This is a genomic window from Pantoea alhagi (genome assembly GCF_002101395.1).
GTDB lineage: Bacteria > Pseudomonadota > Gammaproteobacteria > Enterobacterales > Enterobacteriaceae > Mixta > Mixta alhagi.
The window spans coordinates 2,154,668-2,179,291 of the sequence record NZ_CP019706.1 but is presented as its reverse complement, the minus strand read 5'-3'; the positions used below and the strand labels follow the sequence as shown (position 1 = coordinate 2,179,291).

Sequence of the window (24,624 nt, the reverse complement as noted above, 5' to 3'; positions counted from 1 at the left end):
AGCAAAGAAGCGCAATTACAGAGGCGGCCCTCAGGCCGCCTCTCTTACAGCGTGACCCCGCTTTTAAAGATCGCCAGCTCGCGGAAATCATTGCGTTCATTGTTGGTCTGCCTGCCGTTCGCCACCTCAACGATATAATCAACAAAGCGGTCCAACAGCATTTCCATCGGCGTATCCAGCACCAGCGGACCGGCGTTAAAGTCGATCCAGTGCGGCTTGCGCTCTGCCAGCTCGCTATTGGTGGCGATTTTTACCGTTGGCACAAAGCCGCCATAAGGCGTACCGCGCCCGGTGGTAAACAGCACCATATGACAGCCTGCCCCCGCCAGCGCACTGGTAGCAACCGCGTCGTTGCCCGGCGCGCTAAGCAGGTTAAGCCCCGGTTGACGCAGACGCTCGCCATATTTCAGCACATCCACCACCTGGCTTTGACCAGCCTTTTGCGTACAGCCCAGCGATTTCTCTTCCAGAGTGGTAATGCCGCCCGCTTTATTGCCCGGCGACGGGTTTTCATAAATTGGCTGCTGATGCGCAATAAAATAACGTTTGAAGTCGTTGATCATTGCGACCGTTTTTTCAAACGTCGCCTCGTCGCGACAGCGGCTCATCAGAATGCGTTCCGCGCCAAACATCTCCGGCACCTCGGTCAGCACCGTGGTTCCGCCGTTAGCGATCATGCGATCGGAAAAACGTCCCAACAGCGGGTTGGCGGTAATGCCGGAGAAGCCATCTGAGCCGCCGCATTCCAGTCCGAATTTTAGCTCGCTCAGCTTTCCCGGCTCGCGTCGATCGTGGCGCATGGTTTGATAAAGCTGATGCAGACGTTCCAGCCCCGCCTCGACTTCATCTTCCTGCTGCTGGCAGATCATAAAGCTGACGCGATCGCTGTCGTAGCCGCCCAGCGTATCGCGAAACACATCAACCTGATTGTTCTCACAGCCCAGACCAATCACCAGCACCGCACCAGCATTGGGATGGCGCACCATATTTTGCAGCATGGTGCGGGTATTCTCATGGTCCTGACCGAGCTGTGAGCAGCCAAAAGGATGACTGAACAGATGAACGTCATCGATACCGGCAGCGTCGTCGCTTTCCCGCAAAAAGCGTTGCAGGATCTGACGCGCAATGCCGTTGACGCAGCCAACGGTCGGCAGGATCCACAACTCATTACGAATACCAACCTCACCGTTAGCGCGCCGGTAAACCTGCACTTCGCGATCGGCGGCCTGCGGCGGCAGCGTTATAAAATCGGGCTGATATTGATATTCGTCCAGATCGCTGAGATTGGTTCGCGCATTTTGCGCATGAACATGCTCGCCTGCCGCGATCGGCTGCGTGGCGTGCCCGATGGGTAATCCATACTTAATAATGTGTTCATCGACGGCGATCGACCGCAGCGCAAACTTATGTCCGCGAGCTACCGGCTGACGCAACGTGACGGTCACTTCCTCCAGCGTCAGCACGCTACCTTCGTCCAGATCGCTGAGCGCAACGGCGACATTATCGCGCGGCGCTATTTTAATCGCTTGTTGCATAGCCGGTATTCCTCATTGTGGTAACGCCGCCCGCATGCCGTGAGCGGTGATATTTTGCAGGTGTTGGGTAACGGCCTCCACCAGGCCAGGCTGCTGACTGAGATCGCTTCCCCAGTGCTGCTCATCGCTCAGCACCGTTGCAACCAGCTGTGGCATTGAGATAGCGCCCTGCGTCTGCTGCGACCAAAGCGTGGCAAAACGATCCAGCCACCGTGCATCATCCTGTAGTGGATAACGCTCGCCGTCGCGTTCGCCACGGTAATAAGCGAGCAGCGCCGCCAGTGCAAATGTGATGCGCGTTGGCCAGCGACCGTTTTGCTGATAGCCGGTCAGCAGCTGCGGCAACAGACGCGTGCGGAATTTAGTCATGCTGTTTAAGGCAATCGACGAAAGCTGATGGCGGATAAAAGGATTGCGGAAGCGGCCCAGCACCGCATCCGCAAAGCGGTGAAGATCCTCCGCAGGCAGATCCAGCGTTGGGATCACTTCTTCGCGCAGCATGACATTGATAAAATGAGCAATGCGATTATCGTCCATCGCCTCGCCGACGGTACTCAACCCGGAAAGCCAGGCTACCGGCACCATCGCCGTATGTGCGCCGTTAAGGATCGCCACTTTCTGCTCTTTCCACGGCTTGATATCTTCCACCAGCCGGACATTAAGCGGCAGCGCCGATAGCCGCAGTTCATCGGCTACCTGCCGTGGGCCCTGAATCACAAACTGGTAAAACACCTCGCCCGCCACCAGCATCGGATCGCGGTAGCCAAGCTCAGCGAACAGCGCTTCCGCCTCTGCCACCGGATAGCCGGGAACGATGCGATCCACCAGCGTATTGCAGAAAATATTGTGCTGCTTCACCCAGGCGCTGAAATCCGCTGGCAGTTGCCAGCACCCGGCATAGCGCAGCACCAGCTCGCGCAGCGTGTCGCCGTTATTATCAATCAGCTCGCAGGGCAGGATGATCCAGCCCTTATCCGCCGCGCCAGAGAAATGCTGCCAGCGCGCCCACAACAGCTGGGCAACCTTGCCGGGGAACGAGCGCGCCGGACGATCTTCCAGCCGATCATCGGCGTTAAAAGCGATACCCGCTTCGGTGGTATTGGAAAACATAAAGCGAATATGCGCGTCCTGCGCCAGCGCGATAAATTCATCAAACTGCCGATACGGCTGGATCTCGCGGTTTATCGAGCGGATCAGGCGCGGCTCGCTCACCACCTCCCCCTGCGCATTCAGCCCACGGATCAGGGCGGTATAAAGTCCGTCCTGATGGTTAAGCGTATAGTCGACCTGACGATCGATCGGTCTGATGACCGTTACGCCCGCAGCCAGATCGCTGTGGGCGTTAAGCAGATCGATTTGCCAGTCGACAAAGGCGCGCAGAAAGTTACCCTCGCCAAACTGGATGATGCGGGTTGGATATTGCGCTCCGGGAAAATTCTTGCGATTCAGTGTTTGCATGAAATTTCCCCGGATTAAAGCTCAATGCCAAAATAGTCGCGGGCATTATTGAAGCAGATGTTTTTCACCATGTTGCCCAGCAGATCGATATCCGCCGGCGCTTCGCCGTTTTCTACCCAGCGCCCAATCATCTGGCAGAGCAGACGACGGAAATATTCATGACGCGTGTAAGAAAGGAAGCTGCGGCTATCGGTTAACATGCCGACAAAGCGGCTCAGCAGACCCATCTGCGCCAGCTGCGTCATTTGACGCTGCATGCCATCCAGCTGATCGTTAAACCACCACGCGGAACCAAACTGCATCTTGCCTGGCTCGCCCTCACCCTGAAAATTACCGGCCATCGTCGCCAGCACTTCGTTGTCGCGCGGGTTGAGGCAGTAAAGAATGGTTTTCGGCAAGGCGCTATTGCGGTTTTGCGCATCAAGCAGACGCGCCAGCGGCTCAGCCAGCGGACGATCATTGATAGAGTCGAAACCGACGTCCGGCCCCAGCAGCTGCAGCTGACGGCGGTTATTATTGCGCAGCGCACCAATATGATATTGCTGCACCCAGCCGCGACGGGCGTACTCTGCGCCCAGCCATACCAGCACTGCGGTTTTAAATTGCGCTATCTCCTGTTCTGAGGGCTGTGCTCCCTGCAGGCGACGCGCCAGAATCTCATCCAGCGTGGCATCGTCCGCTTCGGCAAACAGCACCACATCCAGCGCATGATCGGAAACCTTGCAGCCGTGCGCGGCAAAATGATCGAGGCGCTTGCTTAACGCACGGCGTAAATCCTCAAAGCGGCGGATATCGGTATCCGCGACGGCGCCAAGCTTATGCATATAGTCAGCAAAGCCTTCGGCTTCGATATTGAACGCTTTATCAGGACGCCAGCTCGGCAACACCTTAATGGTGAAGCTTTCATCCTGCGCCAGGCGATGATGATGCTGTAAATCGTCTACCGGATCATCGGTGGTTCCCACCATTCGCACGTTCATCTGCTGCATGATGCCGCGTGCGCTAAAGTCATCCTGCGCCAACAATGCGTTGCACTCATCCCAGATGCGATCGGCGGTTTTTTCTGACAACAGCACATTGGTGATGCCAAACGGACGGCGCAGTTCAAGGTGCGTCCAGTGGTAAAGGGGATTGCCGATGGTATGCGGAACAGTGCGTGCCCAGGCGTTAAATTTTTCACGATCGCTGGCATCGCCGGTGCAAAGCGCTTCCGGCACGCCGTTAGCGCGCATGGCGCGCCATTTATAGTGATCGCCCTTAAGCCAGATGTCGTACAGGTTGTTAAAACGATAGTTATCAGCGATCTGCTGCGGCGGCAGGTGGCAGTGGTAATCAAAGATCGGTTGATCGGCCGCGTAGTCATGATACAGACGGCGGGCAAACTCACTATCCAGCAAAAAATCTTCGGTCATAAAACGGGACATTCCGATCTCCTTTTACATGAACGTTATCGATGCGTTCACCTGATGGCAAAAAGTTATCATACCAATTAAAGCGATAGCAGTGATTATTTTGCGATACAGCTCACATATCAGACAACATCGCGCCCGTTGGTTGACGGCCAACTGCCTTGCAAGCCAGTAATCACCTGACATTTCTCGGTTTTGAGTATCCCACATTGCAAAAATGGGTTTTGTGATGGCATTCAACTTTTAAATCGGTATGACAAGTTATCGTCTGCCGGTCAGATTTTGATGAGCAGAAATTTCTCTCACAGGTAAGGAATGGAAAAGGGCAAAGGCAAGGTCTTGCTCACGGATGCTTTCTGTACGCAGTTGACCGCGGCAGACCCGCAATAAAAAACAACAGCGGCACAGCCGCAAACAGAACTGGAAGAGGTATGACATGCGTAAAATAAAAGGGCTACGCTGGTATATGATCGGTCTGGTGACCATCGGTACCGTGCTGGGTTACCTGACACGTAACGCCATTGCCGTAGCAGCGCCAACGCTTGAGGCACAGCTTCATATCACCACGCAGCAATACTCTTATATCGTAGCCGCCTACTCTGCCTGCTATACCGTTATGCAGCCGGTGGCCGGTTACATTCTCGATATCCTCGGCACCAAGGTCGGCTATGCCGTGTTTGCGATTATGTGGGCGATCTTCTGCGCCGCAACCGCGCTGGCAAACAGCTGGGGCGGCCTGGCGATTGCGCGTGCCGCCGTCGGTGCCGCCGAAGCGGCCATGATCCCCGCCGGCCTGAAAGCCAGCAGCGAATGGTTTCCGGCAAAAGAGCGCTCGATTGCAGTGGGCTATTTCAATGTCGGCTCCTCGATTGGCGCAATGGTTGCGCCGCCGCTGGTGGTATGGGCCATCGTTGCCCATAGCTGGCAAATGGCGTTTATTATTACCGGCGTCCTCAGCCTGATCTGGGCGCTTTGCTGGCTGGTATTTTATAAACATCCCAGGCAGCAGAAAAAACTCAGCGATAGCGAGCGCGACTATATTCTTTCCGGTCAGGAATCACACCATCAGATCGACAACGGCAAAAAAATGAGCGCCGGTCAAATCCTGCGTAACCGCCAGTTCTGGGGCATCGCCCTGCCTCGCTTCCTGGCGGAACCGGCCTGGGGCACCTTCAATGCCTGGATCCCGCTGTTTATGTTTAAGGCCTACGGCTTTAATCTGAAAGAGATCGCCATGTTTGCCTGGATGCCGATGCTGTTTGCCGATCTCGGCTGCATTGTTGGCGGCTACCTGCCTCCGCTGTTTCAACGGCTGTTTGGCGTTAACCTGATTGTTTCACGCAAGCTGGTAGTAACAATGGGTGCGGTATTGATGATAGCGCCCGGCACCATTGGCCTGTTTACCAGCCCCTATGTGGCGATTGCCCTGCTGTGCGTCGGCGGCTTTGCGCATCAGGCGCTTTCCGGTGCGCTGATTACGCTCTCTTCCGATGTGTTTGGTCGTAATGAGGTCGCTACAGCCAACGGGCTGACCGGCATGGCCGCATGGACCGCCAGCACAATGTTTGCGCTGGTGGTTGGCGCGCTGGCCGATACGCTGGGCTTCAGCCCGCTGTTTGCGGCGCTGGCAGTATTCGATCTGCTGGGCGCGTTAGTGATTTGGACGGTGCTGAAAAACAAACCGGCCGCTGAGCTGGAGCAGACGCCTGCCGCGCCTGCTGCCGAGCCGGTACGCAGTTAGTTCCTTCAGGGCGTGCATCGCCAGATGCGCGCCTCTCTGTTCTCCCCTTCTTTTTTGGTTGACCAACAGCGCATTTCCCTCTTCTTACCCTCTGGAGTGATTGGCCTTCATGCCGCTAAGTGGTATAACAACTTACAGAACACACCAGCAGGAAATGGATTATGGAAATCAGCGAACCGCGTCGTCTTTATCAACAGCTGGCCTCAGAGCTAAAAAATCGCATCGAATCGGGGCAGTATCAGGTTGGCGATAAGTTACCAGCAGAACGTTTAATCGCTGAAGAGATGCAGGTCAGCCGCACTGTGGTGCGTGAGGCGATTATTATGCTGGAGGTGGAAGGTTACGTGGAAGTGCGCAAGGGTTCCGGCATTCATGTTATTTCCAGCCAGCAGAACCAGCGCATTATCACCAACAGCCAGCTGGAGTTTGCGAATTTCGGTCCTTTTGAGCTGCTACAGGCGCGTCAGCTTATTGAAAGTAACGTGGCGGAATTCGCCGCCACGCGTGTGACAAGGCAGGACATTGTGCAGCTTATGGAGATCCAGCAGGAGGCGCGCAAAGAAGATCGCTTTCGCGATTCCGAATGGGATATGCGTTTTCATGTACAAATCGCGATGGCGACGCAAAATAGCGCACTGGCGGCGATTGTGGAAAAAATGTGGCTACACCGCACGCATAATCCTTACTGGCTAAAGCTGCATGAACATATAGATGAACGTGCTATTGGCAGCTGGTGCAACGACCACGATATGATTTTAAAAGCGTTAATGCGTAAAGATCCGGCCGCCGCCAAGCTGGCGATGTGGCAGCATCTGGAAAACACCCGCCAGATGTTATTTAACGCCACAACCGACGATTTTGAGTTCAACGTTGACCGTTATATGTTTGCCGAAAATCCGGTTATCCTGCCCGATACCTCTTCTTCCCGCTAAAAACAGACGCTTTGGCTAACAAAGCGTCTAAAGTCAGCTAATTTACTTTAGTGTCAGCCAGTGTAAAGCTCCTTTCAGCCAGTGATTTTCAACGGTAAAACTCTTAGTCAGTGGTAACTTTCCCTGTCTCGTCAGGGTGGATTTTGTTACAGTTATCCACCTTTTCTTACCCTTTCGCGGCGGGAAAGAAGAATGCATCGTTTTTATCAGCCATCCAGGCAAAAAGGCGATTACCCGGCCTGCGGTAGCGGCGACTACAATTAACAAAAACGACCTATCCGCCCTCCCGGCCTCTTTATCGATGAGCCAGTGTTAACAATGAAGTTCAGGAACAATGAATGGATATTTTAAAAGCGCTGTTGCAAGCATTATGGCAACAAGATTTTGAGACCCTGGCCGATCCGACGCTGGTCTGGGCAATTTATGGCGTACTGTTTATGATTCTGTTTCTGGAGAATGGCCTGCTTCCCGCAGCCTTTCTTCCCGGCGACAGCCTGCTTATTCTGGTCGGCGTGCTGATAGCCAAAGGCACAATGAATTTTCCGCTTACCCTGTTTATCCTTACGACCGCAGCCAGCCTCGGCTGCTGGGTGAGCTATATTCAGGGGCGATGGCTGGGCAATACGCCTACCGTGCAAAACTGGCTATCCCATTTGCCTGCGCAATATCATCAGCGCGCCCATCAGCTGTTTCACCGCCACGGCCTCTCTGCGCTGTTAATTGGTCGCTTTATCGCTTTCGTTCGTACGCTGCTGCCCACCATCGCCGGCCTCTCCGGCCTGAGCAACGCTCGCTTTCAGTTCTTTAACTGGATGAGCGGCTTTTTGTGGGTGTTGATCCTGACGGTGATGGGCTTTGCGCTGGGTAAAACGCCGATCTTCCGCCGCTATGAAGATGAACTGATGTTCTGCCTGATGCTGTTGCCGCTGGTGCTGCTGGTATTTGGCCTGGTAGGATCGCTGGTGGTACTGTGGCGTAAACGGAGCAGTAACGGCAAGCAAAAAGGTCAACCATAATGCAATGGTTACAGCCTCTTTTACGCCAGCCGCTGCGCTGGCTGCTGGTTGGATTACTGGCGATCATTACTTTTGCGCTGGTCCCGGCCCTGTTTCGCCATGAGAACGCCCTGCAAATTCGCGCCGCCGAACAGGGCGTCACCTTGCCGGATGGATTTTATGTCTGGCAGCGGCTTAACGCCCAGGGGATACAGGTAAAAAGCATTACACCCGCCCAGGATTCGCTGGTTTTGCGCTTTGAGTCGCAGGAACAGAGCCTGGCAGCACAGCGTGCCCTGCTTAAAATTCTGCCGCACGGGTTTGATATCGCTCAGATGGAAAACAGCGGCGGCTGGCTGAATAAGATCTCGCTGCGCCCACAATCTGTAGGTTAACCCTGCTCCACAGCGTCATTCCTGTCCCAAAACAGGCTTTCTTCCTCAACACTTTTGAGCTTTCCGGAAAGAGTGTCTATTCTTACAAAAGGTTATGAGGCGGCATGGCTGCCAGCCTTATAGCTGCTGCATCTTTACCGTTCACAGGGAACGGCTGAATTTAACAATGGAAGGTCATGATCGGATGAAATTTCGTACCTCGCTTTTTCTGGCTCTTTTTTCCCTTTCCGGCTTTACCCACGCCGCTGGCGTACTCTGTTTGCAGAAAGAGAAAAACATTGAGCATGAGATCGCAGTTGCTAAACAACATGATAATCAACGCCGGGTGAACGGCCTCGAGCGGGCTTTGACGGAAGTCCGCGCCAGCTGCACTGATGAAAAGCTCAAAGCGGCTCATCAGGAAAACATCAACGCGAAAAAGCGGGAAGTGGCAGAGCGAGAGCAAGATTTAAAAGATGCCGAAGAAGATGGCGATAAGGAAAAAATCGCTAAACGCCAACGAAAATTACAGGAAGAACGTGAAGAGCTTAAAGCGCTTCAGTCTGCTCCCTGGTAACCCATTTACAGCGTACATTGCCTGAGAATAAAGGAGTGTTTCATGTCAAAAGATACTACGTCAGAACACCTGCGCGCCGAGCTGAAGAATCTGGCGGATACGCTGGAAGAAGTGCTTAGCCATTCCACCGATAAATCAAAATCAGAAATGGATAAACTGCGTAGCAAAGCGCGTGCCGCGCTGGATGAGTCGCGCCTGCGTCTCGGCGAAACCGGCGACCGTCTGTCGCAGACTACCCGTGAAGCGGTTAGCCACGCCGATGATTACGTGCGTGAAAATCCCTGGCACGGCGTAGGGATTGGCGCAGCCATCGGGCTGGCCATCGGCATGCTGATTTCGCGTCGTTAATTATGGCCGATTCTCAGCAGAGCCACGGCCCGGGCAAAGGGGTCATAAACATCGGACAGCGTCTCGTCACTACGCTGGTTAGCATGGTAGAAACCCGTGTACGCCTTGCTGTGGTCGAGCTGGAAGAGGAAAAGGCTAATCTGATACAGATGCTGTTGATGACTGGCCTGACCATGCTGTTTACCGCTTTTGGTCTGATGAGCCTGATGGTGTTGATTATCTGGGCGGTTGACGCACAGTATCGCCTGATGGTCATTGGCATTACGACTTGCGTTCTGTTTGTGCTGGCGCTGTTTTTTGGCCTCTGGACGTTACGTAAGTCACGTAAATCCACGCTGCTTCACCATACACGGAAAGAGCTCTCTTCTGACCGTCAAATGCTGGAGGACCGCCACCCATGACGCGTGCTGACCGTGAACGACGTAAAGCGGATCTGTTAATAACTATTCACCAGCAGCGCCTCGATCTTAGTCTGGCGCGCCGTGAGTGGCTGTTGGAAACCGCCCGTTACGATCGCGGTTGGATGACGCTGCTTAGTCTGCGTAGCTATCTGGCTATCGGTAGCAGTGCATTAGCGATCTGGTCGGTACGTAACCCCAACTTTTTAATGCGCTGGGCGAAGCGTGGTCTGGGCTTTTGGAGCACCTGGCGGCTGATAAAATCCAATCTGCCGCGCAAGAAATAGCACCGCCTCTGATTGCCTGCCGACCCGCAGGCAATCAATATCAATTTTATTGAACCTCTTTGACAGTTTATCTTGCTTACAAATCTTTCCCCGTCCTCTTATTATCCTCCTCAGTTACCGAGAGCAGCGTGTAATCGTCTGCAATCACACTAAATACTTGCTCAGGCTCTTTTTGCCTGAGAAAAAACAACACTGGGGAAGATCATGAAAAAATTCGAAGATATTGGCCTGCTGATAGCGCGCATTTTACTGCCGATCCTGTTTATCGTGTCTGGCTGGGGTAAAGTCACTGGCTATGATAGTACCGCGCAGTATATGCAGGCGATGGGCGTACCGGCGTTTATTCTGCCGTTGGTTATCCTGCTTGAGCTGGGCGGCGGGCTGGCAATTCTGTTCGGTTTTCTGACGCGCTTTACCGCACTGTTTACCGCGGTTTTTACGGTGTTGACCGCTTTCCTGTTCCACAGCAATTTCGCTGAGGGCGTTAACGCGATTATGTTCATGAAAAACCTGTCGATCGCGGGTGGCTTCCTGCTGTTGGGGATCAGCGGTTCGGGCGCTTACAGCATCGACCGCTTGCTGGGTAAAAAGTGGTAAGCGCTGGCTATACTTAACTCTCTACGGGCGAGAATAAAACATTCTCGCCCCTTTGATTTTGGAGGCTTTATGGGACAACTGGTTGAGGGTGTCTGGCAAGATACCTGGTATGACACCAAATCGAACGGTGGCCGCTTTAAGCGCTCCGAGTCCGCGTTTCGTAACTGGGTTACCGCTGACGGTAGCGCGGGCCCAACGGGAAAAGCGGGGTTTGCCGCCGAACGCGATCGCTATCATCTTTATGTATCGCTTGCCTGCCCGTGGGCGCATCGCACACTGTTGATGCGTCAGCTAAAAGGGCTGGAGCAGATGATTTCCGTTTCCGTGGTACATCCGCTGATGCTGGAAAACGGCTGGACATTCGCTACCGATTTCCCGGCGGCCACCGGCGATACGCTTTACCAGCATGACTTTCTTTATCAGCTTTATCAGCATGCCGATGCAGACTATAGCGGTCGGGTAACGGTGCCCGTGCTATGGGATAAACAGCAGCAGACCATTGTCAGCAATGAATCTGCCGATATTATCCGCATGTTTAACACCGCTTTTGACGCCGTCGGCGCACGCGCCGGGGATTACTATCCTGTTGAACTGCGCGCGGAGATCGATGAGCTGAACGGCTGGATCTACGATACGGTGAATAACGGCGTCTATAAATCGGGTTTTGCCACTTCACAGGCAGCGTATGACGAAGCAGTAGAAGCGCTGTTTCATTCGCTGAATCGTCTGGAGCAGATACTGGGCCAGCATCGCTGGCTGACCGGAAATCAGCTTACCGAAGCGGATCTTCGGTTGTGGACCACGCTGGTGCGCTTCGATCCGGTATACGTTACCCATTTTAAATGCGACAGGCATCGTATCGGCGACTATCTCAATCTGAACGGCTTTTTACGCGATATCTGGCAGATGCCAGGCATTGCCGGGACGGTTAACCTGCAACATATCCGCCATCACTACTACCGCAGTCATAAAACCATTAACCCCAGCGGCGTGATCTCCACAGGGCCCGCCTTTGACTGGGATGAGCCGCACGGACGCGACGAACGCTTTTCCTGACCGGCAGCTGGGGTAATACGAGTACAAGGTTAATGACTCACTCGCCTGTGAGATGGCGATTTCCGGGGTAACTATTTCGCGAGGCGCTCTGGCGGCTCATACCGCTACGGCGTCATGGCGAAGTTTCCCCGCAAATCTGGCCTGGTCAGCGCTCTGGTTACCCTTTTTTGGCCAGCAGACGCGGGATTTCACGCAGGCACCAGGCTTTAGCCTCGCCCATGCTGTCGCGCCGCCAGGCCATGATAATATCAATTTCACTGGTGGTTTCAGGGCTAACCACGCGCAGACGACCTTCGGCGATATCCTGCTCCACCAGCGGATAAGGCATGCTTGCCACACCTAAGCCCGCCAGCAAGGCGCGGCGCTTATCATCCATACTGCTGAGCGTCAGGCGCTGCTGCTTATCCAGCAGCTGTACCGTCAGTACCGGCCTTTCACGGGCGGTATCCGCTACCGCAATCCCGCGATATTTCACGCGTGTTGTTTCAGAAAGCGGCTCTGGTTCCTGATGAATCGGATGATCCGGGCTGGCAACGATCACGCTCATAATGCTATAGAGTTTGCGGGTATTGATCTCGGCGGAGGCACGAAAGTGCAGATCCGGAGCCACAACAATATCGGCCCGTCCCTGCTCCAGCCGTTCCCAGGCACCTGCCAGCACCTCGGTAATTAACGACATTTGCGTATTCGCTTTTTCCGATAGCTTTTCCACCAGCGGAAATAACGTTTCGGTAGGCACCAGCGCCTCGGTAACGATGGTGAGATGAGTTTCCCAGCCGCGCGCCAGCGCTTCCGCATCGGTGGTGAGTTTATCGGCTGCTTCCAGCAACACCCGACCGCGCTCCAGTAGCATACGCCCTACGTTAGTGAATTTAGTGCGATGACCAGAGCGATCGAACAACACTACATCTAACTCTTCTTCCAGTTTTTGCATGGTGTAGCTGAGGGCGGAAGGTACGCGGCCCAGTTCGTCAGCCGCTGCAGCAAAGCTGCCGCGCCGATCGATAGCGTCCATCACGCGTAGTGCTTCCAAAGTCAGGGCCCGATCTTTTGCCATAGCACGTCTCTGTCAGTAATTTTGAATATGCCTGGCAGATTAACTGGCTAACAATCCGCCGTCCAGATATTTACCATAGAAACCTGACAGACGACCTGGCGACATAAACCAGCGCTGGAGAGGTAATCTTACAATGATGAAACCACGTACTGCGCAACAGTGCGGCCAGGCCGATTACGGCTGGTTGCAGGCGCGTTATACATTTTCCTTTGGCCACTATTTTGATCCAAAACTTCTGGGCTATGCCTCGTTGCGGGTACTGAATCAGGAAGTCCTCGCGCCCGGCGCCGCCCTCCAGCCGCGTACTTATCCACGCGTGGATATCCTTAATCTGATCCTGCAGGGCGAAGCGGAATACCGCGATAGTGAAGGCAATTATTGTCGCGCCAGCGCAGGCGATGCTCTGCTGCTGGCGACGCAGCCTGGCGTCACCTGGAGCGAGCAAAACGTGAACCGCGATGCGCCGCTGACCCGGATTCAGCTCTGGCTGGATGCTTGCCCGCAACGTGAGAATCCCGTGGTGCAGCAGCTGCCGCTGGCGTTAAATCAACCCTACCAGCTGCTCGCCTCGCCCGATGGCGAGAATAGTAGTCTACAGGTGCGCCAGCAGGTCTGGATCCATCACATCACGCTGGAACCTGGCCAGGAATGGCATCAGCCGTTGCAAGGCTCGCGCGCCTGGCTACAGTCGATTCATGGTCAATTTCAGGCGATGTCGGCAAATGGCGAACGGGAAGCGTTGGGCTGCGGCGATGGCGCTTTTATCTGCGATGAAACCAGCATCCGCCTGAAGGCACAAACGCCGCTACGCGCGCTGATAGTGGATTTGATGAGTTAAGCAGAAAGTTGGGGCGACGCTAACGTCGCCCCGGCAAGATTATTTCAGAATGGTAAACGCGGTAGTGACATGCTTTACGCCACTTACCCGGCTGGCGATATCCGCCGCCGCGCTGGCTTCTTTCTGGGTTACCAGACCCAGCAGGAACACTTCGCCATTTTCAGTGGTGACCTTCACATTGGAAGATTTCACCTGATCGCTGCCCAGAAGCTGTGAACGTACTTTGGTGGTGATCCAGGTATCGGAAGAGGCGGTACCCAGCGTCACTTTCGGCCCCTGACGAATTTCGTTATACACTTCCGTTGCGCCATCAACACCCATGGTGATCTGCTTCGCGCGATCGGCTAATTCCGCGCCCGGCGCCTGACCGGTCAGCAGCACTTTGCCCTGATAGGCAGTGGCCACGATATGCGCCTCTTTCTTGATTTGCTGATCTTTCGCCAGCGCGTTGCTGACACGCAGCTCCAGCGTACTGTCATCCACCTGAGTTCCTACGGTACGCGGATCGGTTGCGCTCTTGGTCGCTACCGCCGCGCTGCCCACCACAACGGCGGCACAGCCCTGTAATAACAGGGCGGCAAAGATCACTGCCAGTGCAGGTAATGCCTTCATTACATCTCCTTGTTTATTCCTGATGAGGAAACAGAGTGTTATCGATCAAATCACACAGGCAGTTCACGGTAAGCATATGCATTTCATGAATTCTGGCGCTTCTGTGTGATGGAATGCGGATCTCCACATCCTGCGGACCCAGCAGTCCAGCCAGCTCGCCGCCATCATAGCCGGTCAGGGCAATGATGGTCATATCGCGCGTGACCGCCGCTTCTACCGCTTTAACGATATCGCGACTGTTGCCACGCGTAGAGATCGCCAGCAGCACGTCCCCCGTCTGGCCCAACGCCCGGACCTGTTTAGCATAAACCTCGACGTGCAGACGATCGTCGCCAATCGCCGTCAGCAGGATATTGTCCGCGCTAAGCGCCAGCGCCGGCAGGCTGGGACGCTCTGCTTCATAACGGTTAATCATGCTGGCGGCAAAATGCTGGGCATTCGCCGCCGAAGTGCCGTTGCCGCAGCAGAGGATCTTGTTGCCGTTCAGCAGCGATTGCACCATGGTCATTGCCGCACGGGAAATGGCATCGGGTAACGCCTCCGCAGCGGCTATCTGGGTCTGTATACTTTCCGTAAAACAGGCTTTTATTCTTTCCAGCACACTACCACCTGGTTCTAAATGTGGGCTTGAAACGCATCGGGCAGCCAGGTTAGCTGCTGCCCGGTAATGGCGACGATGTCGAAACGACACTCTGCCGTATCAAAACTGGCGTTGCGCGCCGCCAGCCACAGGGCGGCGCTGCGTAACAGTTTTTGCTGCTTGCGCCAGGTTACGCTGACGGCCGCGCCGCCAAAATGCGCGTCGCGACGATAGCGTACCTCGACAAACACCCACTGTCGCCCGTCACGCATAATTAAATCCAGCTCGCCAACACGATATCGCACGTTGGCGGCGACAAATACCAACCCCGCCTGCTCCAGATAACGTCGCGCTATGCGTTCATAGCGCGCGCCTTGTTGCTGGCGGCTTAGCTGGCCGGGACCACCTGCCCCTGACGATACTGGCTCCATGTCAACTTCCTGTTGATAACGCAATCATCCGTGGCGCTCAGTTGACCGGTGTTGCCATCGATACGGAAACCGGGCATCTGACGCATTTCGCTAAAGTGGTTAGCCAGCGTCCAGGCATCAATGCCCATCGCATACAGGCGAACCAGCGAGTAATCATTATTAAAGCTGCGCGCTGCCTGCTGCATCAGCCCTGGATTCGCGCCCGACAGCAGCGGAATGTCGCTAAACTGTAGCCCTTCCATTTCCAGACGGAAATCAGGACCGGCACCAGCCTGGAAGCTGCGCGAGCTGGCATAGAGCGCAACGTTATTGCGGCTGCTGATACGCATGGCGATCATCGGCTTAATCAGTTGCAGCTCGCTCTGGGTGGCCACGATATAAACCGCATCCACCGCGCCGCCGCTGGCTGTAGCCTCAGGCGGCGTGCTGCTCTGCGGTGCCGGGATCGTCAGGCCAGCAATAGTGATGCCCTGCGGTTCGCTTGCCGCTGGCGTCACCGGCGTACCGCTCAGGCTGATGCCTGCGCCGCTGTTGATGCCCTGCCTGAGCTCAGCTGAGGAGCCGAACCCCTGCTGCTGCACAGTACCGCCGCCCAGCGTTTGCCACTCCTGTGCAAACGCTTTGCTGACGCGATCGCCCAGCGAGCTACGCGGCACCAGCAATAACGGCATGCGTTTGCCCTGTTGCCAGATATGATGCGCAGCATCTCGCGCCTCGTCTTCAGGAGAAAGCGCAAAGTAGCAAAGATTCGGATGGTTCTGGATTTTTTCCGGCTCATTAAGCGCCAGCACATTCAGCGGCGTGGAGGAATCCACCAGCTGCTGCACCTTATCCTTCAGCAACGGCCCAACCACCAGTGTCGCGCCATCCTGCTGCGCCTGTGCCAATACCTGCTGAATTGGCTGCGAGCTGGTGTCATACACTTTTACCTCGGCGTTGCTGGCCGGGGCGCTCGTGACGCTGGCCGCAGGCTGCGTGGCCGGCGGTGCAGCCTCAGGGCTGGTCGCGCTGTCACCAGGCGCAGCGGTGGGGCTGACGACCGCATCTGCGTTCTGCGTTGCAATATCGCCTGCGTTCGGTTCAGCGTGCTGCGCGCCATCGTTGGATAACGCAACCGGATTTTGCGCACTGCCGACGGCAGGTGCCGTTGGCGCATTCAACAGACCGTTTTTCGCATCGTTAAAACCTTTCTGGATTGCGCTGGCAAAAACCTGCGCCTGGCCGCTCAGCGGCAGCAGCAGCGCGATTTTATTGGTTGAGGCGGGCTGGAAGTTCTGCACCTGGCCGAGCGCCGTAGGCAGCGTTTTTGCCGCCGGGTTTTGCGGATAGCGCATATGCCAGTCGCTAATCCCCGCTTTCAGCATATCGGGATCGGTACGATTCGCTTTGTACACGTTGAGCAGGTCGAGCCAGCCCTGCAGCGTATTTTCATCCGCGTTAATCGCCAGGCTGTTCATCTCCTCTGGCGGCAGCTGCGTCAGCGTCTGCCAGGTGGCATCAATATTATCCTGATGCGCTTTGTCAGTTAACAGCGGCTCCTGCGCAATCAGCATGCGCACCAGATCCAACGACGGTCGTCCCTGGTTAGCGGCGATTTTCAGGCCGTAGTAGCGCTGTTGCTGATCTTTCGACAGGGTTGAGGGATCAAGCTTCGCCAGTATCGCCTGCGCGCTGGGGATATCCTGATTGCCAAGACGCAGCTGGGCGGTCAGTAACTGTAGCTCCTGACGCTGCGTGTCGCTCAGCTGCTGCGGCAGCTGATTAATTTGCTGGTATGCCTGGGGATACTTCCCTTCATTAAGCAGTGCACGTATCGCAAGTAATTGCCAGTCAGCCTTGTTATCATCTGGGCTTTGCTGCACCTGCTGCAGGTAGTAGCTGGATGTGCCCGTTGCCGGTCCCTGAATATTTACCGAGGGAGCCTGCGGCGTCTGGCCGGTACAGGCTGCTAAGATCAGCCCAGCCAGGAGAACAGGCACAAAGCGCCCTGCTTTTTTTCGAACGACTTTTGAAGGAAGCATACTGTATCCAGTAAGTTTTTTTCAGGATGCTCAATATTAAATCGGCAATTCGGATGAAACAATGAAACAACACGATCGGGCAGAGATTTCTGCCAGCACGCTCTATATTGTACCCACCCCAATAGGCAATCTGGGCGACATCACCCAGCGGGCGCTGGCGGTGCTTACAAGCGTCGATCTGGTGGCTGCGGAAGATACACGTCATACCGGACTGTTGCTACAACATTTCGCCATCAATGCGCGACTGTTCGCATTACACGATCATAATGAGCAGCAAAAAGCGGAGCTGCTGCTGACGAAACTGCAGGAAGGCCAGAGCATTGCGCTGGTCTCCGACGCCGGTACGCCATTAATCAACGATCCTGGCTATCATCTGGTGCGCCGCTGTCGCGAAGCCGGTATCCGCGTGGTACCGCTGCCGGGTGCCTGCGCCGCGATTGCTGCGCTGAGCGCCGCCGGTTTGCCCTCCGACCGCTTTTGCTATGAAGGCTTTTTACCAGCCAAAAGCAAAGCGCGTTGCGATACGCTACGCGCCCTTGCTCAGGAACCGCGTACGCTGATTTTTTATGAATCAACCCATCGTCTGCTTGATAGCCTGCGCGATATGGTCAGCGAACTGGGGGCGGAGCGCTATGTGGTGCTGGCGCGTGAGATCACCAAAACCTGGGAATCGATTCACGGTGCGCCGGTAGCGGAGCTGCTGGCATGGATTGAAGAGGATGACAACCGGCGTAAAGGCGAAATGGTGCTGGTTGTCGAAGGGCATCATGCCGATGAAGAGGCGCTGCCGATCGAAGCATTGCGCACCCTGGCGCTGCTGCAAAAAGAGCTGCCGTTAAAAAAAGCGGCAGCACTGACGGCAGAAATTCACAGCGTGAAAAAGAACGCGCTGTATAAATATGCACTCGAACAGCAAGAAGGATGACAAAACGTTCAGAATGCCCTATTATCCGCGCCGAAGCTGACCAGACAGTCGCCGCTTTGTCGTCGTCCCCTTTCGGGGGAGACGGGCAGAGGGGAGGAAAGTCCGGGCTCCATAGGGCAGGGTGCCAGGTAACGCCTGGGAGGCGCAAGCCTACGACCAGTGCAACAGAGAGCAAACCGCCGATGGCTCATTCGTGAGCACAGGTAAGGGTGAAAGGGTGCGGTAAGAGCGCACCGCGCGTCTGGCAACAGTTCGTGGCACGGTAAACTCCACCCGGAGCAAGGCCAAATAGGGGTTCACAAGGTACGGCCCGTACTGAACCCGGGTAGGCTGCTTGAGCCAGTGAGCGATTGCTGGCCTAGATGAATGACTGTCCAAGACAGAACCCGGCTTACCGGTCAGCTTCACTCTTTACAAAACCCCGCTTCGGCGGGGTTTTTGCTTTATATTGCGGCAAACGAGGCTGGACAGGTATCGTTTACAGGCGGCTTAAACAGTCCAGCGCCACGCTTTTAAAGCTGGCGAAGTTGCTGCTGTCGCGCAGGCGCGTCATGGCGCGCTCGCGCATAAAGGTGACAAACAGATCGTAGATCGCCATCGCCTCTTCATAGTCATCCTTGCTGATGGCTAACAGGAAAATCACATAGGCGGTTTCTTCTCCCCAAACGATGCCCTGCGGGGCTAATACGGTGTAAACCACGCTTTTTTTCGCCAGCAGGCCCAGCGAGTGCGGCAGCGCAATCCCCTCGCCCAACATGGTGCTGAGGATCGCTTCGCGCTCCTCAACGGAAGGATAAAAGCTCGCGTCCACGAAACCCTCTTGCTCCAGCTGCTGGCACAGCTGGCGAAACAGCTGCGCCTGCTCCATCGGCCGATCGATAATGCAAAAGTGACGCGCGTCGAAAAATCGCTCCAGCATGTAAGGTTTCGTGCGATCCACCAGTACCTGTTTTCCCAGCTGCTCCAGCTGATAGTCGGTGGGGAAAGGTGACATCACCACTACAGGCTTGCCCTTCTCGCTTAACCGCACGGTGGAGATAACAAAATCCTCTTCAATACTCTCCTGCATCTCATATTCACGCAGCGAAATGATGCGCGTGACAACGATTTGTGGATATTTACGCAGCAGCATCGCCTGAATCATGCGTACGGTTGAATTGCCGGTATCGCATACCAGCATCACCTGAGGATGACGCTGATAGCCCACGTTATAGTGACGCTCCAGGCCAACGCCGATATGCAGCACCAGAAAACCGATCTCGTTTTCACTGATCACATAAGGCGTATATTTACTCCAGCTGGAAACGGCCGCCAGCGTCACGTCATACGCCATCGGATAGTGCTGTTTGATATTGGTTAACAGCGGATTGGGAATAGTGATTTGATAGCGGACGCGGGTGATCATGGTTTTGATATGCGTAAGCAGATCGGCACGCAGCTGCTGGTCGTTTTGCAGGTTATAGTTGTAGTGGGTGTTGATATAGCTAAGGATGTAGTTCACCAGCGAATCGCCATCGTCGGCGCTGATAGCGCTGGGCGCGATCTCTTCTACCCGTCGGGCGGCGATATTCAGACGCAGCCAGGCCTCTTCCGCAGGCGCAATAACTTTACCGGTAATCGGGCGCATCAGGTTAATGATATGGCGCGCCGCCGCCTGTACATCGCTCTCCACCTCATCGGCGCTGAAATCGGAAAGCGGATAGCCTTCGCTGATGCGGCGCACCGCAACGGCACAGTAAAGACGCAGGTAAAGCTCGCCCTCGTCGGTCATACGGATATTAAAACGCGCAAAGCACTGCAACAGCAGCGGCTGAAGCGTCAACAGCATACCGCTGTTGAGCGCTTCCATCTGCAAAAGCGGGTTTTCACTATTTTCCTGCGCAATCTGATAGAGCAGATCGGTCAGGCAGGTACGAATCGCCATCTCACTGCCGAACAGCTTCATGCCGTAGCGCGGACGCGCCTCAATGGTAAGCTGATAGCGGCTGAGCCACTCCCTCACTTCAGCCATATCGCTTTGCAGCGTGGCGCGGCTGACAAACCACTCTTCCGCCAGATCTTCGAGCTTGATCGCCCAGGCCGACGTCAGAAAGCGCGTCAGCAGATAATGAATGCGCTCCGTTGAAGTACGGGGAATACGTAAATGCGCCGGCGACTGCTGCGTCAGACGCTGGTAGCGCACCGGATCGAGAATACGCAACTGATAGCCTTCGCCACGACAGAGCACAAACAGCGCGCCGTGCTCGGCCAGCATCTCGTTAAGCATATTAATATCGGTGCGCACCGTGCGCGTGGAAACCGCAAAACGGCGCGCCAGCTCATCCTGCGGCAGCGTCTCTTTTTGCAACGTATCAAATAACTGAGCCAGTCGCTGGTTCGGAAATCTCACGGCAGCTCTCCCCTGTTGGCTACGTAAATTAACGTATCATCATGGCACAATCACCATCTGGGACGGCACGCCCATGGCAGTGTCGTCATCACTAAAACGCAGCTTTCTGCTGCTGTCGATATAAAAACGCGTAATGTTGTCGCTGCGCTGGTTAAGCGCATAGCGCGTTTTGCCATCTTCGGACAGCGTTAGCGTGCGCAGATAAGCGCCACGCGTCCAGACACTTTCGATCTGGGTCAGCGTCCCGTGCGGCTAATAAGTTCCTGCAAACGCAAAAGGGGTTGCCGCAGCCAGCGGCGCAACGCCAAACAATGCCACAGATAAAGCGGTAATCAGCCGTTTTCGCATAAAATTATCCTGGATCAGTATGCCGTTGCGCTGCTCTTGCCGGGCGTTAGCCCACCAGCCTTTTGGTTATTGCCAGCAGCCTTTTGACATCTTCAGGTCGCGTATCGCCAGTGGCTTGATCGATAATAGAGCTGTAAATATGCGGAATGATTTTGCTGACGCCCGCATCCAGCGCAATCTGTAAAATTGCCTCATAGTTGTCCAGATCGATACCACCGGTCGGCTCCAGCCAGAAATCGTGCCCGGCACAGGCCTGTGCCACCGCAGTAAACTCATCTCTCGCCTTCAGGCCGCCCATCGGAAAATATTTTATCGAGCTGCCGCCCATATCTTTCAGCATGGCGATGGCGGTTTCAACCGGCACGATCGCATCTGGCGCCTGGGCGCTGAGCGGTCCGGTGGAAATTTTAACTTTCCCCGGCGTTCCGGTGGGCGATACCAGGCCGTTGACCACGGTTTGTTGCTGCCCCAGCAGCGCGCGGCTGGTCGCTACGCCGGTAAATACCTGATTAACATGCTGCGGCTGTACTTCACCAGCGATCTCGCTAACCATCGCCGACTGACGCGGGTCGCCCGCTCCCAGCCCAACGGAAAGCGCGTTATCAATCAGCGCGGCATACTGACGCATATCGTCGACGGCACTCTCCACGCTGGCGTAATTTTTCGATAATACACCAACCAGCACATGACCTTCGGCCGCCTGCCAAATGGCCCGGGCGTTATCTTTTGAGCCTGCCAGAACGTTCAGGCAAACCCGGTGGTGATAAAAGTTCGGCGTCAGCGTCATGCTTGTTTCTCTCCTGTAAGTAAAGCTTTGATGCTCAGATAAATGGTGTTCAACTGCTCCGGCGTTACGCTACGCACGTCAGCTTCAACGATACCTTCATTGGCCTTGTAGCCACGAAAATAGATCGCGACCGCGCCATTTTTCAGCGCCTGTACCAGCTCGCCGGTGGTCTGTCCGATAGCCGCTTCGTCAAAATGGATCTCGGCACGGGCAATATCGCGTCCGGCGGCATCCCAGACCACCCGGGCGTTAACGCCATTCAGCGTGTTCAGGTTGTCGATAAAAGGCGTCATTTTTTCTACCATCTGCGCACCGCTCTCTTTTTCCTGCGTCAGATAGTTTTCGATGGCCTGCGTCAGGCCAAGAATGCCCTCTTTTCCCACTTTCATCGCTCGACCAATGCCTGACGACTGGCGCTTAACCCACTCAACATACTGCTGTTTCCCGACCACCAGGCCGCTGGTCGGCCCTTCGATCGCTTTCGCGCCGCTGTAAATCACCAGATCTGCACCGCACTGGTAGTAGCGCTGGAGATCTTCTTCCGCTGCCGCATCAACAATCAGCGGGACATTATGTTTACGTGCCACCACTGCCGCCTGCTCCACGCTCAGATGGCTTTTCTGCACGCAGTGGTGTGATTTGATATACAAAATGGCTGCCGTTTGGGGCGTTATTGCCGCAGAGAGTTGCTCAGCGGAGCATTCATTGGCATATCCCGCCTCGACCAGACGACCGCCGCCCAGCGCCACCATAGTGCCCACCGGCGCGCCAAAGTTAACGTTATGTCCTTTTGGCAACACGATATCGTGCGGCACCGTAAGCGGCGCGGCGTGCAAATTCTCCAGTAGCCAGGCGTTATCCTTCACAATCACCGCCGCTACCGACTGGGCGATACCCGCCGAGGCACAGGAGACCACCAGCGCATTTTCCGCTCCGAGCAGACTGGCGATCCAGGCACCGGTTTTATCCACCAGATCCTTCATTTCAAAATAGTGGTTCAGGCCATATTTCACCGTATCCACCACGTCTGCTGATGGCGTGGATACGCCAAGAATCGTCATACGCCCGGAGGCGTTGATCACCTGTTTCAGATGATATTTTTCATAAATCGAAGACATTTTTTGCTTTCCCTTCGTCGGTAACCATCCACTGACCAGCAACGACCGCCGCCAGCGGGGTGAAATGCTGCGTTCCCTGTACGGTTTCGCCTTCTGAATCCAGCAGCGGGCGCGTCTCGTGGCTCAGCGTAAACAGAGTAAGATCGGCATCAAAGCCAGGTTCCAGTCGCCCTTTATGCGCCAGACGCAGCCCCTCCGCCGCTTTCCAGGTCACACAGTCGATTATCTGCGGCAGCGTCATGCCAATGCTGAGGAACTTCGACATAACGTGCGCCAGGCTCTTCACCGGCCCCTCGATCCGATTACGGCAATAAATATCGGAGCTGATGGTATCGGGCAGAATGCCCTGCGCGATGGCGCGCCGCGCTACTTCAAAGCTGAAGCTGGCGCTGCCGTGGCCGACATCCAGCCGCACGCCACGCTGCAGCGCTTTTTTCACCGCCTGTCGCAGTTCGCCTTTCGGCGTCAAAATACGGTTCGGCTTGCCGTTATAGCAGTGGGTGATAATGTCGCCTGCGGTCAGCAGCCCGGCAATATCATCCAGATTCGGCGGGTTATTGCCGATATGCACCATCAGCGGCAGGCCATCATTCTCCTGCTGGATCTCTTTTGCCAGCTGCAGCGGCCGGATGCCGTTCTCTCCCACCACGCTGCTGCTGATACGCGCCTTAATGCCGACAATAAAATTCGGCAGGCGCTGTAGCGCAGCGTGCACGGCGGGCTTATCGATCTGGCTAAGATCGGCCAGCTCGTTCTGCGTGACGATACCGGTACGGGCGATATTAAGCAGCGCATAGACCTGCGTTCGCGCTTCACGGGTTAGCTGCCGGAGATCGTCGACATCATCCGCGCCGGTGCTGCCCGCATCCACCACGGTGGTCACGCCAGTCGCGACGCCGATGCTGTCCGCCTCATCATGATAAATCGGTGATTTGGGATAACAGTGAACGTGCGAATCAATCCAGCCTGCGCTGAGATAAACGCTGCCATCCAGCAGGCGTTCATCTTTTGCTGGCGCGGTTATCTCACCAATGGCGGCAATTTTTCCGTCCTGGATAGCGATATCGACCAGCCGCTCATCCACCAGACGGGCGCGACGAATAATCAAATCGAACATAACAACTCCTTCTGGCGGGCCGGCCTGGGCGGCTGGCCCGCTGTGGTTTACAGCGCCACCGGAAAAATAGCGCCCAGCACCATTGCGCCAAGGATCGCGCCGCCGGTAATCGGCTTATTCCACAGGTAAAACAGCAGCGCGCCGACCAGCGAACCGAGACCGATAGGAATAGAGGCACCCATCGCAGAGAGGATAATTAACGGCCCGAGGAAGCGCCCGGAGGCGTTGCCTGCTCCCATCATCACATCTGCGCCGTAGGTAGAGTCGCTCTGGTTGATGGTGAATTTACGCGCCAGAATAATGACGTAGCCAATTGCCACGCCAATAATCAGGCCGGTCGCCAGCGAAGCGGCAAAGTTCGCCACCGGAAAGATAATGCCCGCGCCCAGCAGCAGCGCCGGAACGCCCAGCCCAACGCCGGTCTGAATCGCACCGCCGATATCCAGAATGCCCACCAGCGAGCCTTCGATAATACGTGCAAACAGAAAGCTGGCACCAAAGGCGGCTACCGCGCCATAGGCGCCGGTCTCCATCCCGGCGCGCAGCATGGAAACAAAGGCAACTTCGTTAAAGGCGCCGATGCCATACAGGTAATACATATGCGTACCGGCGAATACACCGGCGGAAAGCAGGCCAACAAAGATCGGGAAGGACCAGTCGGCGTACCAAAATCCACTTTTAGTCTCGTTCATCG

The 24,624-nt window shown here is 55.5% G+C and carries 26 protein-coding genes and 1 other RNA gene; 13 read left to right on the top strand and 14 right to left on the bottom strand.

Translation table 11 applies throughout. From position 1 onward, the window contains the following. Window positions 1–44: 44 nt before the first annotated feature. The 3 genes from B1H58_RS10215 to uxaC are packed head-to-tail and all read right to left on the bottom strand — an operon-like array spanning window position 45 to window position 4,417. Window positions 45–1,535 (bottom strand): UxaA family hydrolase, encoded by a 1,491-nt coding sequence (locus B1H58_RS10215; protein ID WP_085069964.1) that lies wholly within the window; start codon window positions 1,533–1,535, stop codon window positions 45–47. Window positions 1,536–1,547: 12 nt separating this feature from the next. Further along, a complete protein-coding gene (locus tag B1H58_RS10210) occupies window positions 1,548–2,993 on the bottom strand; it encodes a tagaturonate reductase (protein ID WP_085069963.1) in 1,446 nt (481 codons plus the stop codon). 14 nt (window positions 2,994–3,007) lie between these two features. After that, entirely contained in the window at window positions 3,008–4,417 is a 1,410-nt protein-coding gene (uxaC, locus tag B1H58_RS10205; RefSeq protein WP_085069961.1) for a glucuronate isomerase, read from the bottom strand. A 421-nt stretch (window positions 4,418–4,838) separates the two neighbouring features. Between uxaC and B1H58_RS10200 the strand changes: the two genes are divergently transcribed. The 10 genes from B1H58_RS10200 to B1H58_RS10155 all read left to right on the top strand — a co-directional run bounded on the left by B1H58_RS10200 (window position 4,839) and on the right by B1H58_RS10155 (window position 11,707). Beyond that, complete coding sequence (locus B1H58_RS10200) at window positions 4,839–6,143, top strand: MFS transporter (RefSeq protein ID WP_085069960.1); 1,305 nt, start codon at window positions 4,839–4,841, stop codon at window positions 6,141–6,143. Between the two features lie 161 nt (window positions 6,144–6,304). Beyond that, window positions 6,305–7,075 (top strand): transcriptional regulator ExuR, encoded by a 771-nt coding sequence (exuR, locus tag B1H58_RS10195; protein WP_085069958.1) that lies wholly within the window; start codon window positions 6,305–6,307, stop codon window positions 7,073–7,075. A 338-nt stretch (window positions 7,076–7,413) separates the two neighbouring features. Next, entirely contained in the window at window positions 7,414–8,091 is a 678-nt protein-coding gene (locus tag B1H58_RS10190) for a DedA family protein (protein WP_085069956.1), read from the top strand. Continuing rightward, window positions 8,091–8,465 (top strand): EnvZ/OmpR regulon moderator MzrA, encoded by a 375-nt coding sequence (gene mzrA, locus B1H58_RS10185; protein WP_085069955.1) that lies wholly within the window; start codon window positions 8,091–8,093, stop codon window positions 8,463–8,465. Before B1H58_RS10190 ends, mzrA begins: the two co-directional genes overlap by 1 nt. A 184-nt stretch (window positions 8,466–8,649) precedes the next feature. Next, window positions 8,650–9,021 carry a DUF1090 domain-containing protein gene (locus tag B1H58_RS10180; RefSeq protein ID WP_157130164.1) on the top strand — a complete coding sequence of 124 codons (372 nt, stop codon included), beginning with the start codon at window positions 8,650–8,652 and terminating at the stop codon, window positions 9,019–9,021. 42 nt (window positions 9,022–9,063) lie between these two features. Continuing rightward, the gene (locus tag B1H58_RS10175; RefSeq protein WP_085069951.1) at window positions 9,064–9,369 is read left to right on the top strand and encodes an ElaB/YgaM/YqjD family protein; all 306 of its coding nucleotides are present in this window, start codon (window positions 9,064–9,066) and stop codon (window positions 9,367–9,369) included. A gap of 2 nt (window positions 9,370–9,371) precedes the next feature. After that, the gene (locus tag B1H58_RS10170; RefSeq protein WP_208615314.1) at window positions 9,372–9,770 is read left to right on the top strand and encodes a phage holin family protein; all 399 of its coding nucleotides are present in this window, start codon (window positions 9,372–9,374) and stop codon (window positions 9,768–9,770) included. After that, window positions 9,767–10,054 (top strand): YqjK-like family protein, encoded by a 288-nt coding sequence (locus tag B1H58_RS10165; RefSeq protein ID WP_085069948.1) that lies wholly within the window; start codon window positions 9,767–9,769, stop codon window positions 10,052–10,054. The genes B1H58_RS10170 and B1H58_RS10165 overlap by 4 nt, the downstream gene beginning before the upstream one ends. 204 nt (window positions 10,055–10,258) lie before the next feature. Further along, window positions 10,259–10,651, top strand: a complete 393-nt coding sequence (locus B1H58_RS10160; RefSeq protein WP_085069946.1) for a DoxX family protein — start codon at window positions 10,259–10,261, stop codon at window positions 10,649–10,651. 69 nt (window positions 10,652–10,720) lie between these two features. Beyond that, window positions 10,721–11,707 (top strand): glutathione S-transferase family protein, encoded by a 987-nt coding sequence (locus B1H58_RS10155; protein ID WP_085069945.1) that lies wholly within the window; start codon window positions 10,721–10,723, stop codon window positions 11,705–11,707. Window positions 11,708–11,864: 157 nt separating this feature from the next. Here B1H58_RS10155 and B1H58_RS10150 read toward each other — a convergent pair whose 3' ends face one another. Then, window positions 11,865–12,764, bottom strand: coding sequence for a LysR family transcriptional regulator (locus B1H58_RS10150; protein WP_085069943.1), 900 nt, complete (start codon window positions 12,762–12,764; stop codon window positions 11,865–11,867). 133 nt (window positions 12,765–12,897) lie between these two features. On the opposite strand from B1H58_RS10150, the gene B1H58_RS10145 reads away from it, so the two are divergent. Further along, window positions 12,898–13,602, top strand: a complete 705-nt coding sequence (locus B1H58_RS10145; RefSeq protein ID WP_085069941.1) for a pirin family protein — start codon at window positions 12,898–12,900, stop codon at window positions 13,600–13,602. A gap of 39 nt (window positions 13,603–13,641) precedes the next feature. On the opposite strand, the gene dolP is transcribed toward B1H58_RS10145, so the two are convergent. The 4 genes from dolP to B1H58_RS10125 are packed head-to-tail and all read right to left on the bottom strand — an operon-like array spanning window position 13,642 to window position 17,246. Further along, window positions 13,642–14,214 carry a division/outer membrane stress-associated lipid-binding lipoprotein gene (gene dolP, locus B1H58_RS10140; protein ID WP_085069940.1) on the bottom strand — a complete coding sequence of 191 codons (573 nt, stop codon included), beginning with the start codon at window positions 14,212–14,214 and terminating at the stop codon, window positions 13,642–13,644. 13 nt (window positions 14,215–14,227) lie between these two features. After that, window positions 14,228–14,815 (bottom strand): DnaA initiator-associating protein DiaA, encoded by a 588-nt coding sequence (gene diaA, locus B1H58_RS10135; protein ID WP_085069938.1) that lies wholly within the window; start codon window positions 14,813–14,815, stop codon window positions 14,228–14,230. A gap of 14 nt (window positions 14,816–14,829) precedes the next feature. Then, window positions 14,830–15,225 (bottom strand): YraN family protein, encoded by a 396-nt coding sequence (locus tag B1H58_RS10130; RefSeq protein WP_085069936.1) that lies wholly within the window; start codon window positions 15,223–15,225, stop codon window positions 14,830–14,832. Next, on the bottom strand, window positions 15,183–17,246 hold the full coding sequence (locus B1H58_RS10125) for a penicillin-binding protein activator (protein WP_085069935.1): 2,064 nt from the start codon (window positions 17,244–17,246) through the stop codon (window positions 15,183–15,185). Before B1H58_RS10125 ends, B1H58_RS10130 begins: the two co-directional genes overlap by 43 nt. Window positions 17,247–17,307: 61 nt before the next feature. On the opposite strand from B1H58_RS10125, the gene rsmI reads away from it, so the two are divergent. Both rsmI and rnpB read left to right on the top strand, forming a co-directional pair. Then, window positions 17,308–18,171: a 16S rRNA (cytidine(1402)-2'-O)-methyltransferase gene (gene rsmI, locus B1H58_RS10120; RefSeq protein ID WP_085069933.1), complete on the top strand. Its 864-nt coding sequence runs from the start codon at window positions 17,308–17,310 to the stop codon at window positions 18,169–18,171. Window positions 18,172–18,203: 32 nt separating this feature from the next. After that, window positions 18,204–18,581, top strand: an RNA gene (gene rnpB / locus B1H58_RS10115) — RNase P RNA component class A. A gap of 68 nt (window positions 18,582–18,649) precedes the next feature. Here the strand turns inward: rnpB and B1H58_RS10110 are convergent. The 6 genes from B1H58_RS10110 to B1H58_RS10085 all read right to left on the bottom strand — a co-directional run bounded on the left by B1H58_RS10110 (window position 18,650) and on the right by B1H58_RS10085 (window position 24,622). After that, the gene (locus B1H58_RS10110; protein WP_085069931.1) at window positions 18,650–20,560 is read right to left on the bottom strand and encodes a BglG family transcription antiterminator; all 1,911 of its coding nucleotides are present in this window, start codon (window positions 20,558–20,560) and stop codon (window positions 18,650–18,652) included. Window positions 20,561–20,599: 39 nt separating this feature from the next. Further along, window positions 20,600–20,800: a beta-propeller fold lactonase family protein gene (locus B1H58_RS10105; RefSeq protein ID WP_085072280.1), complete on the bottom strand. Its 201-nt coding sequence runs from the start codon at window positions 20,798–20,800 to the stop codon at window positions 20,600–20,602. A gap of 154 nt (window positions 20,801–20,954) precedes the next feature. Beyond that, complete coding sequence (gene dagF / locus B1H58_RS10100; RefSeq protein WP_085069929.1) at window positions 20,955–21,695, bottom strand: 2-dehydro-3-deoxy-phosphogluconate aldolase; 741 nt, start codon at window positions 21,693–21,695, stop codon at window positions 20,955–20,957. Further along, window positions 21,692–22,813, bottom strand: a complete 1,122-nt coding sequence (locus B1H58_RS10095; protein ID WP_085069928.1) for a DgaE family pyridoxal phosphate-dependent ammonia lyase — start codon at window positions 22,811–22,813, stop codon at window positions 21,692–21,694. Before B1H58_RS10095 ends, dagF begins: the two co-directional genes overlap by 4 nt. Next, window positions 22,797–23,930 (bottom strand): amidohydrolase/deacetylase family metallohydrolase, encoded by a 1,134-nt coding sequence (locus B1H58_RS10090; protein WP_085069926.1) that lies wholly within the window; start codon window positions 23,928–23,930, stop codon window positions 22,797–22,799. The genes B1H58_RS10095 and B1H58_RS10090 overlap by 17 nt, the downstream gene beginning before the upstream one ends. A 47-nt stretch (window positions 23,931–23,977) precedes the next feature. Then, complete coding sequence (locus tag B1H58_RS10085; RefSeq protein WP_085069924.1) at window positions 23,978–24,622, bottom strand: DUF4310 family protein; 645 nt, start codon at window positions 24,620–24,622, stop codon at window positions 23,978–23,980. Between the last annotated feature and the right edge of the window lie 2 nt (window positions 24,623–24,624).